Annotated in this window: 14 protein-coding genes; 1 reads left to right on the plus strand and 13 read right to left on the minus strand. The window is 70.5% G+C overall.

Annotation, left to right across the window (positions count from 1 at the left end; genetic code table 11):
- Window positions 1–121 precede the first annotated feature (121 nt).
- The 3 genes from M3677_RS13905 to M3677_RS13915 are packed head-to-tail and all read right to left on the minus strand — an operon-like array spanning window position 122 to window position 2,026.
- Window positions 122–991 carry an oxidoreductase gene (locus tag M3677_RS13905; protein WP_066653379.1) on the minus strand — a complete coding sequence of 290 codons (870 nt, stop codon included), beginning with the start codon at window positions 989–991 and terminating at the stop codon, window positions 122–124.
- Between the two features lie 19 nt (window positions 992–1,010).
- On the minus strand, window positions 1,011–1,562 hold the full coding sequence (locus M3677_RS13910; protein ID WP_251160840.1) for a hypothetical protein: 552 nt from the start codon (window positions 1,560–1,562) through the stop codon (window positions 1,011–1,013).
- Window positions 1,550–2,026 carry a hypothetical protein gene (locus M3677_RS13915; protein ID WP_251160841.1) on the minus strand — a complete coding sequence of 159 codons (477 nt, stop codon included), beginning with the start codon at window positions 2,024–2,026 and terminating at the stop codon, window positions 1,550–1,552. The genes M3677_RS13910 and M3677_RS13915 overlap by 13 nt, the downstream gene beginning before the upstream one ends.
- 212 nt (window positions 2,027–2,238) lie before the next feature.
- Here M3677_RS13915 and M3677_RS13920 point away from each other — a divergent pair, with 212 nt between their 5' ends.
- On the plus strand, window positions 2,239–2,424 hold the full coding sequence (locus M3677_RS13920) for a hypothetical protein (protein WP_066653367.1): 186 nt from the start codon (window positions 2,239–2,241) through the stop codon (window positions 2,422–2,424).
- A gap of 129 nt (window positions 2,425–2,553) precedes the next feature.
- On the opposite strand, the gene M3677_RS13925 is transcribed toward M3677_RS13920, so the two are convergent.
- From M3677_RS13925 to cmk, 10 genes are all read right to left on the minus strand, one after another.
- Entirely contained in the window at window positions 2,554–3,054 is a 501-nt protein-coding gene (locus M3677_RS13925) for a hypothetical protein (RefSeq protein ID WP_066653364.1), read from the minus strand.
- Window positions 3,055–3,065: 11 nt separating this feature from the next.
- On the minus strand, window positions 3,066–4,592 hold the full coding sequence (locus M3677_RS13930) for a hypothetical protein (protein WP_251160842.1): 1,527 nt from the start codon (window positions 4,590–4,592) through the stop codon (window positions 3,066–3,068).
- Window positions 4,585–5,439, minus strand: a complete 855-nt coding sequence (locus tag M3677_RS13935) for a hypothetical protein (RefSeq protein WP_251160843.1) — start codon at window positions 5,437–5,439, stop codon at window positions 4,585–4,587. Before M3677_RS13935 ends, M3677_RS13930 begins: the two co-directional genes overlap by 8 nt.
- Window positions 5,436–5,987, minus strand: a complete 552-nt coding sequence (locus M3677_RS13940; protein WP_251160844.1) for a hypothetical protein — start codon at window positions 5,985–5,987, stop codon at window positions 5,436–5,438. The genes M3677_RS13935 and M3677_RS13940 overlap by 4 nt, the downstream gene beginning before the upstream one ends.
- 80 nt (window positions 5,988–6,067) lie before the next feature.
- On the minus strand, window positions 6,068–6,364 hold the full coding sequence (locus tag M3677_RS13945; RefSeq protein ID WP_058728075.1) for a WXG100 family type VII secretion target: 297 nt from the start codon (window positions 6,362–6,364) through the stop codon (window positions 6,068–6,070).
- 129 nt (window positions 6,365–6,493) lie between these two features.
- Window positions 6,494–10,957, minus strand: a complete 4,464-nt coding sequence (locus tag M3677_RS13950) for an FtsK/SpoIIIE domain-containing protein (RefSeq protein WP_251160845.1) — start codon at window positions 10,955–10,957, stop codon at window positions 6,494–6,496.
- A gap of 58 nt (window positions 10,958–11,015) precedes the next feature.
- A complete protein-coding gene (locus M3677_RS13955; RefSeq protein ID WP_066653332.1) occupies window positions 11,016–11,546 on the minus strand; it encodes a hypothetical protein in 531 nt (176 codons plus the stop codon).
- Between the two features lie 70 nt (window positions 11,547–11,616).
- Entirely contained in the window at window positions 11,617–12,216 is a 600-nt protein-coding gene (locus M3677_RS13960) for a hypothetical protein (protein ID WP_066653329.1), read from the minus strand.
- A 15-nt stretch (window positions 12,217–12,231) separates the two neighbouring features.
- The gene (gene der, locus M3677_RS13965; protein WP_066653326.1) at window positions 12,232–13,755 is read right to left on the minus strand and encodes a ribosome biogenesis GTPase Der; all 1,524 of its coding nucleotides are present in this window, start codon (window positions 13,753–13,755) and stop codon (window positions 12,232–12,234) included.
- A gap of 122 nt (window positions 13,756–13,877) precedes the next feature.
- A complete protein-coding gene (cmk, locus tag M3677_RS13970) occupies window positions 13,878–14,543 on the minus strand; it encodes a (d)CMP kinase (protein WP_066657980.1) in 666 nt (221 codons plus the stop codon).
- Window positions 14,544–14,634: the final 91 nt, after the last annotated feature.

A 14,634-nucleotide genomic window follows, 5' to 3' on the forward strand; every position in this document is an offset into this window, starting at 1 on the left:
GCTCCCGCACAACCGGAAGCACGTCGTGCCAGGGATTCCCGTGGTGCGACGTGCTCCCGGTTGTGCAGGCGTCGGTGCGTGCCGACTCCAGCTTCGGCTCCGCCCGCATGCGCCGCTCGGGTCAGGCCGCGCCGATCGCGTCCAGCTCGCGGATCGCGTCCGCCGGCAGCGTGATGCCCGCGCCCTCGACGTTCTGCCGCAGGTGCTCCACGGATGACGTACCCGGGATGAGCAGGATGTTGTCCGAGCGCTGGAGCAGCCATGCGAGGGCGACCGACAGGCGCGACTCCCCCAACCGCTGCGCGACGGTGTCGAGCGCCTCGGACTGGATGGGCGAGAATCCGCCGAGCGGGAAGTACGGCACGTAAGCGATGCCCTCGGCCGCCGTGAGGTCGACGAGGTCGTCGTCGCCCCGCTGCGCCACGTTGTACATGTTCTGCACGCAGACCACGGGCGCGATCCGGAGGGCCTCGACGAGCTGCGCGCCCGTCACGGTCGACAGTCCGAGGTGGCGGATCTTGCCCTGCTGCTGCAGTTCGGCGAGTGCCTCGAACTGCGGTGCGATGCTGCCCGACTCCGGGGCGTCGAACCCGCCGACACGGAGGTTCACGACGTCGAGCTGCTCGAGACCGAGCCGCTCGAGGTTCGCGTGCACGTCCTCGACGAGCTGCTCGGGCTTCCGCGCCGGCGGCCACTGCCCCTTGTCGTTCCGGCGCGAACCGACCTTGGTGACGATGTGGACCTGCTCCGGGTACGGGTGCAGGGCTTCGCGGATGATCTCGTTCGTGACGTGCGGTCCGTAGAAGTCCGCGGTGTCGATGTGGGTGATGCCGAGCTCGACCGCGGTGCGCAGCACCCGGACGGCCTCGTCGCGGTCGGCCGGCGGGCCGAACACGTGCGGGCCGGCGAGCTGCATCGCGCCGTAGCCGAAGCGGGTGACCTCGAGGTCGCCGAGGTCGTAGGTGCCACCGGGGAGGCTGTTCGTCGTCATGGTCCGACCATGCTCCCGATCACTGCGGTGTGCCTGGCCCTGGTTGTCCCCTGGTCTGCGAGCCCTCGCCCGGTGTGGTTTCTGCGTCGACGGGCCAGGTGCCGATCTGCTGGTCGAGCGTTCGGCGTCCGAAGCTCGCCTGGTACCCGATCTTCTCGACGAGCGCAGGGGTCGACGGGAACCCGACGTCCCGCCAGCCGGAGTCCTGCGCGATCCGTCCGATCTCGAGTTGCGGCTCCGTTCTGATCCGCAGGACGACGCCTGCGTCGGGTTCGCGCCCGCGCGTGGACCAGGCCAAGGGAAGGACCGCGTCGATCAGCTCGGCGACGTCCTCCTCCGAGCGCCCCGCGTCGGGTGCCGAGATGTCGACGGCGATACGGTGGTGCGCGGAGAGCCCGTCCGTGGTCTTCTCCTCGTCGACCGTTGCAGTCGACACGTTGGGCAGGGCGTTGATCTCGGCAGCAACCGCTTCGCGCGATGCAGCCACTTCAGCGTCCGGGCCAGACGCCGAGCACCCGCTGAGCGCAGGGATGAGCGACAGCAGGACGCCCGCCGCGATCAGCCTCCACACGAGCTCATCCTGCACTGCATCGCCGTCGGTGCAGCAGCGGGCCACTCGCCCAGGCGCTCCCGCAGGAGACTCGCCGGGACGATCGCCGACGTCCTGCCGGGGACGGCGGCTCCTTCCTCGACCCAACCGGACCGCTGCAGGAGCTTCCCCACGCTCAAGTCGGGCGCGCCGCGCACGCCGATACCGACACCGTTCGCGAGTTCTCTGCTCGCGTGCACCGACCACCCCGTCTGGACGATCGCATCGATCTCCGAATCGGCGATCGTCTCGTTCGTGGATTCTGGTTCCAGGGTCAGGATGATCAATGCCCTGTTCGAGTTCGACGCGTCGAGCCCCGAGGTGCTCTGTTCGACCGAGACCTCAGCAGCGGCGATGCCCGGGAGCGTCCGGAGGTACTCCTTCGCGTCTTCAGGAGTCTGTCCCCGAGCAGCAGAAGCAGGCGTACAGCCCGGCAGGACGAGCACACCACACAGCAATACCGCAACGATCGACCAGGCTCGGACACCTCGTCCGCCATGCGGTGTACTCCTCGAGGAACGTCCGCTGGCCGTCCGGGTCGCGGGTCGACCACGGTGCTCGTCAGCGAGATCGCCCGATTGCTCCGCTCTCGTCAACTCAGTACTCACGAGGCACATCGAAGTCGTCCGGCAGCGCGAAACACGGCGATCCTGAATCGATGTCGATGACAGATCCGCCCTCTGCGAGCGGGCTGAGACCGCTCGACGAAGAGCAGCCGCTCAGCGAGATCGAGAAACCGCCGGCAACGACGATTGCAGTAACGATCATCGCCCTCGTACTCCTTGACCGCGCGCGCATCGAGTACCTGTCCCTCCCGCTCGACTGTTCACCGATGCTCCGTTGAGCCAGCATCGGACGAGGTGAGCGCTGCACGGGCGAACAGTCCCGCATCGTTGCACTTCACCGACCCACGCCGGCGTTCGCTCTCCTGCGCTCGCTCGTCAAGATTGCTGCGCTGTCCAGCGAAGCGCTGTCAGGGCGCTTCACCTGGCCAAGGACCGAAGCGTTCCTTGAGTTCGTTCGGGGAGAGCAGGACGAGCTGCTTCAACTCGGCGGTCGAAGTCGTGTAGGCGGCTTCTGACCAGCCCCGTTCCTTTGCCACATCTCCGATGGCGAGCTGCGGACTCGTCCTCAGACGGATGAACACTCCCGTGTCGGGTTCTGCTTCGTTGACGGACCATCCGAGCTGTGCGAGTTGGTCGACGAAGGCGGGCGCCGCCGATGCATCCTCGACCGTCGCAGCGATCGAGACTTCATGGTGTTCGTTGAGCCCGGACACGGTCTTCTCTTCTTCGATGGAGACGTCGGACAGCCCCTCGATCGAGGAGAGCTGATTCCGCGCCTCTTCGAGCGACTGCCCACCCGTGGGATCCTGCAGCGAAACCGATGGTGCGCTGGATGGAGCCGTGCGGAGTGCACTGCAACCAGACAGCGCCACGACCGCCATCATCGTGACGACGATGCCCGTACGCACCCTTCCGCCTGTCACTCTGATCTCCTCTGCACTTGGTAATCCGTCACGGTTGTCGTCTTCCCGTTCCCTCCGAGAAACTGCGTGATTGCAGGGTCGTCATTCACTGAGGGGTCACCGCTGGCCATGACCGCGTATCGATTCGCATCGTGTGCGGTGGCGACAGTCGGCGCGTCGTGTTCGTTGGCCTTCAGCGGCGGATCCCCACGAAGCGTCGTCCAATCTCTGGGATTCGGCGTTCCGTCCAAGGCCGCGATCGGATCAGCCGTGGACTCGAGGGCTGTCACGTGCACGTCGGACGGGATGTCCATCGCACCGATCGGGGAACCAGCGGTCACCACCTGCTGGATGTTGTATCCGCTGTCACCCGCGGCGACCGCACCAGCCGTGATCCCGCCGAGGCTGAAGCCTGTCAGCATCACGGGTTCGTCCTTGACCCCTGCCTTCCGTAGAGCCTCGATGACGGCCTGCGAAAGAGCGGTCTGGTCACCGTGACGCATCGCAATCACGTCCGAGGTCAGATCATTTGGGGTGTCGCCGGCCTCGGGATTCCAGCTCTGTGTGCTCGGGATCTGGACTGTGAAGCGAGTGACGCCGTTCTCGTCAACCGTCTTGAACACCCGGACGTTCGCGAAGTCTTCTTGGCCCATCCGGTCAATCTGACCCGAACTCGCGAGCAACGAGCTGACGTCGGTCGGGATGATGTTCCCGGCCCCATCGGTGGTGAACTGCTGACCTGTCTCACGGATGCCATCGACGAGAGCGCGCTGCCGCCGATCATCGACTTGGCTGTCGGACAGGACACCGTCGATGAAGCGCGGCACACCGTCCTCGAACAAGCCGAACTGGCGACCATCCCCGATCAACGTACTGAGGAGGCCGTCGTAGGTGTTCGTCGTGCGGAGATCGCCCAACCAGGCTTGCTCCATCGCGACGATGTCGGGACTCATCCACGGCAGAGCTGCGGAGAAGTTCCTGTTGAAGGACCGAGCCGCCGCCAGGGTGAACACCGCGGTGCGCTGGGTCAGGTCGCCATCGGTCCTCAGCGCGGTGAGCGCTGCTTCGCTGAAGGACACCGTGACGATGCCCAGGACGTCGAGTGCAACGCCGCTCCTGACAGCCTCGGTGGCGAGCGCTCCGAGGGCGATCGTGCCGTAGACGACGGTCCCGGTGACGAGCGCCACCGTCTCAGCGACATCCGTCGTGGTCGCCCAGGTCGCAGCTGCTGCGACCTGCAAGCCGGCGACGGTGAGAGCAAGCCCTGCCTCGGCCGCCTCGTACACCTTCGAGAACGACGCCGTGATGATCACCAGCGCCTCGGTGGAGACGATCGTCACGCTGAGCTGCGCCGAAGCGTTCATCACCGCGCCCTCGGCCGCGAGCGCCGTACCCGGCGACAGGATCGCCGAAGCGAGCAGGTTCCCGTCCACCGACAGCGCCCCGACCTTCGGTACGAGCGGCCCAGCGAAGGCGTTGAGCGCGGTGATCCCCGTGGTCAGGCGATCGATCTCCGCGTAGTCGACCTTGATCCCGTCAGACATCTCGATCCCTGATGAGTCCAGCGACGAGCCCGAGCAGATCCGTGCGGATCTCCTGGTCCGTCTGCGCCGTCACGGTGACCGTGCCGGCATCGGTGAGGAGTTCGGGCGTGACCTCCGAGCCACGCGCTTCCGCGTCGAGTCCGACGCTCATCCGCAGCCATCCGCGGCGGGTGCCGAACCAGTCCGCGACGAAGACCGGGCCACGGTCAGCGGTGAAGGCCTTCACGCGGAAGCCGTGCTGCACGGGCTCGGCCAGGCCACGGAACAGGCCGACCGCATCGGTCGGGACGTGCAGTTCGTCGACGACGGCATCGAGCACCCGGGCGTCGCCGCGCTGGATGGCGTCGACCAACGCTTGCGAGGCAACCGTGCTGACCGTCGTCGTCCCACGGGCCGGGTCGGTGACCTCGAGCGACGGGATGAGTTCGACGAGTGACGACCACGCCTGGTCGAGCACCGTTCCGCGCAGGTGCGCACGGCTGCCGTCGCCGGGTCGCGCGCTCCGCACGGTGAGGTGCGAAGCAGCGTCGCCCCCGATGACGGTCGAGTGCGCCCACGTCGTGTCGGGCGCCCAGGCGCTCACCTGGATGACGATCGAGCCGGCGTTCTGCAGTGCGAGCGTGAGCAGGAACGGCGCGTCGAGGTCATCCGACCACGACTCAGCGTCAGCGTCGGGCTGTCGCGTGAGCACCCCGCGCTCGACCAGCGCTCCCGTGGACTGCTGCTCCGGCGCACCCCCGGGCACGAACGACGGCAGGACGAGCCCGGGCAGGTGCTCACGGACGGTTCGTAGCTCGTCGGCGGTCAGGTCCCAGTCGATGACGTCGGTCGCCGGTGCCTCGGTCATCCCACGCCGTTCCGGATGGCGGCGCCGCGCACGTCGATCCAGTCCTTCGACCCGGACGGCGGCGGTGACGGCACCTGCGCGATGAACGACCTTGCTCTCGCGACCTGGCCGTCGGAGACCTGCTGACCACCGAGCTCGTGGACGGAGACACGGACGTGGTCGGGCTCCCCCGAGCCCGCGGCACCGATCACCTGCATGAAGCCGTTGACTGCGTTCGACGCGACGTCCTTGACGGCGTTCACGACGTTCGCCGCCAGGTGCGCGGCCTGGTTCCAGAGGTCACGTGCGATGCGTTCGGCTTCCGCGATCTGTGCCTTCACGGCGTCGACCGCCTTGGCGTGCGCATCGAGTGCGTCTGCTGCCTCGTCGAGCAGCTGCGCCTTCTTGCCGAGCTCCGTGCCCGACTCCTGGACTCGACGACGCACGGCGTCGGCGGCCTTCCCCGCCGACGACAGCCCGTCGGCCTGCGCCACGAGCGCGCTCGCCCGTGACCGCAGCCCGTCGGCATCGTCGCGCAGCGCACGGGCCTTCGCCCGGAGCTGTGCCATCTCCCCGTACATGCTCTACCCCCAACGGAGGAGACGGCCGGCACCTGCAGCGCCGGCCGTCCCTGGTCCGGTCGTCCCGATCAGCGCCCGAGTCGCGACGCGAGCTGCTGGTCGACGTCGCCCAGCGTCTGCGCGGTCGTGCGGAGGAACTGCGCGAGGTCGTTGAGCCCGCCGATGGTGTTCTGCGCTCCGCTCGTGAAGCGGTTGTACGCCTCGTTGTAGGCACCGGAGGAACGGTCCGTCTGGAACCCGGCCTGGGTCAGCGACGCGATCTGCGCCTGCAGCTTCGACAGGGTCGCGTTGATCTCGTCACGCCCTGCGAGCAGACGGTCGGCGTTGCTGTTGAGCTCCTGGTAGGAGACGTTGATGTTGGCCACGTTGCACCCCTTCACGGTGGACTGGATCGCCAGCCCCTCCGGCGACCGCGACAACGGTAACACCGGTCCGGAACAAATCGCCCATGCGATGTCCACACCCCCGTTCGAGGGGGACGAGCGGGTCCCCGATCAGGAGGACTCGGGGTCCCGAGCGACCTGCACGCGGGTGATCCGCCCGGAGTCGACCATGATGCCGCGCCCGACGGGGAAGTCGGTCCGGGTCACCCGCGGGAACGCCGTCCGGAAGAGCGTGAGCCCGTCGGTCTCCTCCGGTTGCAGGGCGATCCCGGCACGCGCGGTCTTCAGCTCGGCGAAGAGTTGCCACGCGTTCGGGGCCGTGACCGTGTCGGCCTCGGCGAGCACGAACACCCCGGCACGGCGGGCGGCCTTGATGAGCCGCGCGACCTGGCTCTCCGCGGGCAGCCCCTCGAAGTCACCGACGTTCTCGATCACGATCACCGGGTCCGGCCCGCTCGACGCACCGCTCTCGAGCGCGGTCGCGAGCTGCGAGGCGATGGCCTCGGCGTCCGTCGCGTCCTGCGCCGCCGACGCCCAGTCGGTGGCGTCGCGCAGCGTGGACCGCCTGCCGACGACCAGGTGCGCGGGTCGGTCCGGCCACGTCGCGCGAACGGACCGCAGGACGGTCCGCATGGTGGTCGAGCGTCCGGAGCCGAAGGGTCCCGTGACCACGAAGAGGCCGTCGGTCGGGATGCCCACCGGGCCGAGGGTGTCGTCCGCGAGGCCGATCGTCGGTCGCCCGGCCACGGCGACCGGCAGCGCGCCTCGATCGACGTCCTCGGGCAGTCGGCGGATCGGCGGGGCCTCCGCGACACCACGGCGCAGCAGGTCGGCGGCGAGCTCCTCGACCGCCGCTGCCTGCGCGACGAGGTCGGCGCTGCCACCGGGCACCGCCACCTGGACCTCGTGCTCGTCGACGAGTCCCCTGCCGGGCACGGCGTCCTCGAGCACGTCCGCCGGCACGTCGGCCGCGTGGTACTCCATCTCGGTCGCCAGGCGGAGCACGATGCGCTCGCCGATCGCGGCCTGCAGGTTCGACGGGAAGGCCGCGATGCGGTCCGCACTCATCACCAGGTGCACGCCCAGCGCGCGCCCGGTCGCCGCGATCGCGACGAGCTGGTCGAAGACCGGCTGGGTGCCGAGGCGGAACTCGTACTCGTTGCGGAACGCCCCCATGCCGTCGACCAGGACGAGGATGCGCGGTTCGGCGATGCCGGTCACGTCGCGGTACTCGCTGAGGTTCGCGGCCCGGGCGGCCGCGAACCGCCCGGAGCGGTCGGCGACCGTCGACTCGAGGTCGGCCAGGAGGCGCGTGATCCGTTCGTCGTCCGGCCCGCTGATCACGGTGCCCACCGTCGGCAGCGCCTCGAGCATGCGCAGGCCACCACCGCCGAAGTCCAGTCCGGTGATCCGGACCGGGAACCGGTCCGCTGCGGCGGAGGCCGCCACCGCCACGGCGCGGAGCGCCGCGGACTTCCCGGCCCCGCCCGCGCCGAGCACGGCCACGTTGCCGGCCGCATCGAGGTCGAGACGGAACGGGGTCTGCCGCTGGGACTCGGGTAGGTCGACCGTCCCGATCACCAGTGCCGACCCGTCGGAGGCGGGCAGTGCCTCCAGGCCGACGGCATCGGGCAGCTGGTCCAGCCACGGCTTCCGCGGGACCTCGAGGCCCTGCCGGTCCGCCGCGCGGACGATCGTGGCGGCGAGCCGCTCGATGTCGCGCGCCCGCGTCGAGTCGCGCGGTGCCCGCGGTGGACTCGGCCAGGTGCTGCCGGGGCCGAAGGGAAAGTCCTGCACGTCGACGTCCGGCTCGTGCACGACGTCGTCGGAGCGACCACCGAGGTAGGCGGTCTGGAAGTCCAGCACGCGTCCCGGGCCGATCTTGGCGGCCGCGCGACCGGGGGTGCCCGGGTCGAAGAAGGCGGCGTCGGCCACGCCGAGGACGTCCTCGCTGTCGACCGGGTCGGCGACGCGGAGGGCGATGCGGAGGTTCGTGTTCGCCCGGAGGGAGTCCTTGATGACCCCGCTCGGGCGCTGGGTCGCCATCACGAGGTGCAGTCCGAGGGACCGACCGCGCTGCGCGACGTCGATGACGCCGTCGATGAACTCCGGGATCTCGGTGGCGAGTGCGGCGAACTCGTCGATCACGATGACGAGCACGGGCGGTGCCGCCGGGTCACCGCGCTGCTCGAGCGTGACGAGGTCCTTCGCGCCACGATCGTTGAGCAGGTGCTCGCGGTACCGGAGCTCGGCCCGCAGCGAGGTGAGGGCGCGGCGGACGAGGTGCGGGTTGAGGTCGGTGACGAGCCCGACGGTGTGCGGCAGGCCGACGCACTCGGCGAACGCCGCGCCACCCTTGTAGTCGACGAGCAGGAACGTGAGTCGATCCGGCGCGTACTCGGTCGCCATGCCCATGATCCACGTCTGCAGGAACTCGCTCTTGCCGGCGCCCGTGGTCCCGCCGACGAGCGCGTGCGGGCCGTGGGCGCGGAGGTCGAGGGCGAGCGGCTCGCTCGGTCCCTGACCGACGACGGCACGGACGCCGCCGCTCTCGCGCCCGGATCCCGGTGACCACGCGGCAGTCAGGCTGTCGTTCTTCGACCACCGTTGGACGATCGCGGACGGGTCACCGGCGACGTCGCCCTCGTACAGGTCGACGAACGCCACGCTGTGCGGCAGGTCGGTCTCGTCGAGGACCCGCGCGCCGGAGTCCTGGATCGGGGCGATCGCACGGGCGACGGTCGCTGCTTCGATGCTGTCCACCCGGTCGAGCTCGTCGAGCACCACGGACTGCCCGGACCGGACGAAGCCGACCGTGGCAGACCCGCTCGTCCGGTCGAGCACGATGTGCGTCCGGCAGACGACGGGCAGTGCCTGCAGCGTGGGCGCGAGCCAGAGGACGTGGACGCCGAGGTCCGGGCCCTCCTCGGCCAGGGCGACGAGACGGGCACGGTCGGCGGGAGCCTCGGCGGTGACGAGCACGACGACGGCCGGCGTCGCGGGCAGGCGGTCGACGGACTCGCCGTGGTCCTCGTCGAGGGCGCGGGACTCGTCGATGCGCGACCGGACCTGCTCACCACGGCCCGAGCCGGCTGCACGGCGGGTCGCCACGAGTCCCTCGAGCTCGGCCAGCAGCGTCGAGGCGCCGGCGAAGTCGTGCACGAGCCCCGTGGACCGCAGTGGGCTGTAGGGCGAGTCGACGTGCGGGAGCCACTTCAGCCAGGACCACTGGTCGGTGGTGGTGCCACCGGCGAAGGCGGTGAGCACGAGGTCCGCCGGGCTGTGCAGCCCCGCGAGCTGCACCACGAGCGACCGTGCGACGTCGTCCGCCGCCAGCCCGGTGCCGGCGACACCGATCGCGCCGGCACGTTCGAACGTCTCCACCACGGGCACCGGCCCGACCGTGGCGTACTCGTCGACGAGTGCTTCGGCGCGGTTCCAGTCGTCGACGCTGCCGGAGTTCCTGGAGGGCAGCGTGACGGTCGACCGCGACGGCTGCGTGCCGGCACCGAAGCGGACCTCGAGGAAGGTGGTGTGCTCGGGCTTCCGGGTCCACAGCAGCGCCGAGCGGTCGCGCATCGCGGCCGTCACGACGGCCGGGGCGGGCGACTCGGCCGTCCGCGCCGCGATCTCCGTCGTGCGGGCCGCCGCCAGCCGCTCGCGCGAGTCGGCGAGCGACTCCTCGAACCGCTGGCGTTCGTCGCGCCGGCGCCGCCGGGCCTGGACACGCTGGTCGATCCACGTCCCGATCATGATGACCGGCGAGAGCGCGATGAAGATCAGCGTGTACGGCTGCTTCGTGACGAGGAACAGGACCGCGCCGAGGATGATCGGCGCGATGATCGCGATCATCGGCAGCCGGGGCTTCTCCCCCGGGACCGGGATCTCGGGCAGCGTGAACTGCCGGCCGCGGTGCGCTGGCTCGACGCGGGGCGAGCGGCTGAAGTCCACCTCGGGGACCGCGGACGCCGGGGTACCCGTGCCCGGCACGGACGGTGCGGCGGGCAGCGGTCGGATGCGCAGCGTGGTGTCACCGACCGAGACCGTCGTCTCCGGGTCGACGAACGCCCGCGCGACGAGCCGACCGTCGACCTCGACCCCGTTCGCGGAGTTCAGGTCGACGACCTCGACCGTGTCGCCGATCGTGACCGTGGCGTGACGACGGGAGACCAGGTCGTCCCCGGCGAGCCAGACCTGGGCCATCGCGTCGCGGCCGATCAGGTTCACCCCTTCGGACAGGGTGTACTCGTTGCCGGCATCCGGCCCCGAGACGACGTGCGCCACGGCCGCGGGGGCGTCCTCGACGTCGTCGCCCCGGCGGCGGTCGGTCGCGGCGACGACCTCGACCCGGCAGCCGGAACGGAGCGACGACTCGTGCACCGTCGCGGACGGGTTGAGCAGCCGGGGCTGCGGTCGGTCGGGGAACCACACGCGCAGCGTCAGCGGGACGCCGTCGGCCGCCGTCCGCCCACGGGACAGCCGGTCGGCGAGCGAACCGATGGTCGCCGTCACGTCCGCCGTCACCACGACGTCGCGGTCTGCTCGTGGCCCCGCGATGGTCACCTTGAGTTTCACACACCACCCCCGTGCCGACCATCGTACGGGTGCACGCCGACCTGGGGACCGCCGTCGGTCAGTCCGTGGAGTGGTCCTCCCGCGGCGTGCGGACCGGCTTCGGGAACGTCGCGCGCATGTGGTCGCTCGTCAGCACGTCGCCGATGCCGATCATCAGGAGCGAGAAGAGGATCTGCTCGATGACCATCCAGAACGGGTAGAGCCCGGGGATCGCAGCGACGACCAGGGTCACGACCGGGAAGATCCTGCTGAAGAGCCGGAGGCGCTGGTACGCCCAGTAGTAGCCGAGCTGCGCCCGCCACGCGAACACGTAGAGCGTCAGGGTGATGAGGAGCACCACGGTCGCCCGGAACCAGACGGCCCAGGCCACGGTCTCCCCCGCACGGGTGAGCAGCACGGCGACGACGATCGCCGCGAGTCCGACCGCGGTCTCGGCGACGAGCAACCAGCGGATCCACCGGAACGAACGGACCGTGTCCGGGTGGGCGAGCATGTCCTCGCGGATCACGTAGTCGGCCTGTCGCCCACCGGCGAGACGGTCCAGGTGCAGCCGGCACCAGAGACGGTCGGCGAGGACGGGGAGACGCACACGTCAATGGTGCCGCATCCGGGACGTGTCCGAGGTGCGGGCCGGTCCTCGTCGGTCGACGCGGGTCCCCTCAGTCGGCGGGGACGAGCAGTGCGACGCCGAGCACCTCGTCGGTCTCGTCGTCCACCAGGGCCGCGGAACGGGTGTCCGCCTGGAGCGACGAGCCGTCGGTGATGAGCGAGAAGCCCCCGGACGTGTGTTCGTCGACGGAGGCCGTCACGACGCCGGGGGCGTGCGCGAGGGTGCTGCGGTCGGGCATCGCGTCCGGCGACAGGACGAGTCGGACCGCGCGCGTGCCCGGCGGCGAGGACAGGTCGTCGATCCGGACCGCCACGGACGACTCGTCGATGCGCTCGATCCGGACGGTCGCGGCGATCCCGTCGACCAGGGGCACCACGGTGCCGGAGACGGGCAGGACCCGGCCGACCCAGTCCTCGACGCTGCGCGGGACGTCCGGTCGTCGGTCGGCACCGGGGATCGGAGCGCCGAGGGCGTTCGACACCCCGAGCGGTCCGGCTCCCTCCGGTGCCGTCGACGCTCGGTCGGTGGCACGTGCGGTCCGCACGACGTCGTCGTCACCGGTGACGAGCCAGGCGGCACCGACCCCGGACACGACGACGGCGAGCGCCAGCAGGCCCGCCAGGGGGCCTCGCCGTGCTCGCCGTGCCACGTCGTCGTCCGACCGCTACGTGCGCTTGCGGCGCTCGCGCACCCGCATGTTGACGTTGATCGGCGTCCCCTCGAAGCCCCACACCTCGCGCAGACGACGCGTGATGAAGCGGCGGTACTGCGGGTCGAGGAACGCCGAGGTGAAGAGCACGAACGTCGGCGGCTGGCTCGACGCCTGCGTCCCGAACAGGATGCGGGGCTGCTTGCCGCCGCGGACCGGGTGCGGGTGCTCCTGCACGAGCTCGGCGATGAAGGCGTTGACCTTGCCTGTCGGGATGCGGGTGTCCCACGACTCGAGTGCGGTCTCGAGCGCCGGGACGAGCTTCTCGAGGTGGCGACCCGTCCGGGCGGAGATGTTCACGCGCGGCGCCCAGGCCACGTGCGCCAGGTCCTGCTCGATCTCGCGCTCGAGGTAGCGACGCCGGTCGTCGTCGAGCAGGTCCCACTTGTTGTAGGCCAGGACGAGTGCCCGACCGGACTCGAGGACCAGGTCGATGATGCGCAGGTCCTGCGTCGAGATCGGCTCGGTCACGTCGAGCACGACGACGGCGACCTCGGCCTTCTCGAGCGCCGCGGTCGTGCGGAGCGACGCGTAGAAGTCCGCGCCCTGCTGCAGGTGCACGCGCTTCCGGATGCCGGCGGTGTCGACGAAGCGCCAGACGCGCCCGCCGAGCTCGATCTGCTCGTCCACCGGGTCGCGCGTGGTGCCCGCGAGGTCGTTGACGACGACGCGCTCCTCGCCCGCCGCCTTGTTCAGCAGCGAGCTCTTGCCGACGTTCGGGCGCCCGAGGATCGCGACGCGACGGGGGCCGCCGACCTCCTGCTTGGCGACGGCCGACGTGTCGGGGAGCGTCGTGATGATGAGGTCCATCAGGTCCGCGACACCGCGGCCGTGCAGCGCCGAGACGGGGTGCGGCTCGCCGAGCCCGAGGTTCCAGAGCTCGAAGGCGTCGAGGTCACGGCGGTCGTCGTCGGCCTTGTTCGCCACGACGATGACCGGACGGTCGGTCCCACGGAGCATCTTCACGACGTGCTCGTCGGTGGCGGTGATGCCGACCGTGACGTCGACGACGAAGAGCACGGCGTCGGCCAGGTCGACGGCGACCTCGGCCTGGGCGGCGACCGAGGCGTTGATGCCGCGGGCGTCGGGCTCCCACCCGCCGGTGTCGACGAGCGTGAAGCGCTTGTCGTTCCACTCGGCCTTGTAGCTCACGCGGTCGCGGGTGACGCCGGGGACGTCCTGCACGACGGCCTCGCGTCGACCGATGATGCGGTTGACGAGCGCCGACTTGCCGACGTTCGGCCGCCCGACGATCGCGAGCACCGGGTACGCGGGCAGGTAGTGGACGCCGTCCTCGCCGAGTTCGCCGGCGTCGAGGAGCGCGACGTCCTCGTCGTCGAGCTCGTACTCGTCGAGCCCGACGCGGAGCGCGTTCGCACGCTGGTCCGCCTCGGCGTCGTCGAGTCCGGCGAGCCGTTCGCCGAGCGCGTCGTCGTACTCCGGGAAGTCGTCGTTGTCGTGGCTGTCCTGCTGGGCCATGGTGGGTTTCCTCGTGTGCGACCGGAGCCGCGGTGTCGGTGGCCGGTGCCGGCCGGGCCGGTTCCCCGGCCGTGGTGACCGGGCAGCCCGGTCGTGGTGACCGGGCGGCGCCCGGTCGTGCGTCAGTGCGTGGCCGCTCGGGCCAGGTCGACGACCGCCTGGACGGTCTGGTCGAAGTCGAGGTCGGTGGAGTCGAGCGTCGTGACGCCGTCGGCGGCGTTCATGAAGTCGACGACCTTCGCGTCCGCCGCGTCTCGACGGGCGAGTGCGGCGGAGGTCTCGGCGGCTGACTGCGTGGTGACCTCTGCCGAGCGCCGAGCCATCCTAACCGACTCGTCGGCGGTCAGCAGGATGCGGACCTCGGCATCGGGTGCGACGACCGTGGTGATGTCGCGCCCCTCGGTGATGATGCCCTGCGCGTCGGCCTTCCGCATGACCTGTCGGAAGAGCTGCACGAGCTTCTCGCGGACCTCGGGCAGCTTCGCGATGTGCGCGACCGCTGCGGTGACCTCCGGCGTGCGGATCGCGTCGGTCACGTCGGTGTCGCCGACGCGCACGAAGTACTCGTCGGGGTCGGTGCCGATCGCGTAGTCGAAGGTGTCCCAGCTCGCCACGACGGCCGCGGGGTCGTCGAGGTCGATGCCCTGCTGCAGTGCGTGCCACGCCAGGGCGCGGTAGGCGGCACCGGTGTCCTGGTACCCGAAGCCCAGCGCACGGGCCGCGGCGCGCGAGACGCTCGACTTGCCGCTGCCCGCGGGGCCGTCGACCGCGATGACGGTCTTCGCCACGAAGGCGCCCTGCGGCAGACCGGACGGGACCGGGGCGCTGGTCGAACCCGGCTCGCCGCCGGGGGTGCCCAGGCCGCCGGCCGGCCCGCCG

This window comes from Curtobacterium sp. P97, from assembly GCF_023712445.1.
GTDB lineage: Bacteria > Actinomycetota > Actinomycetes > Actinomycetales > Microbacteriaceae > Curtobacterium.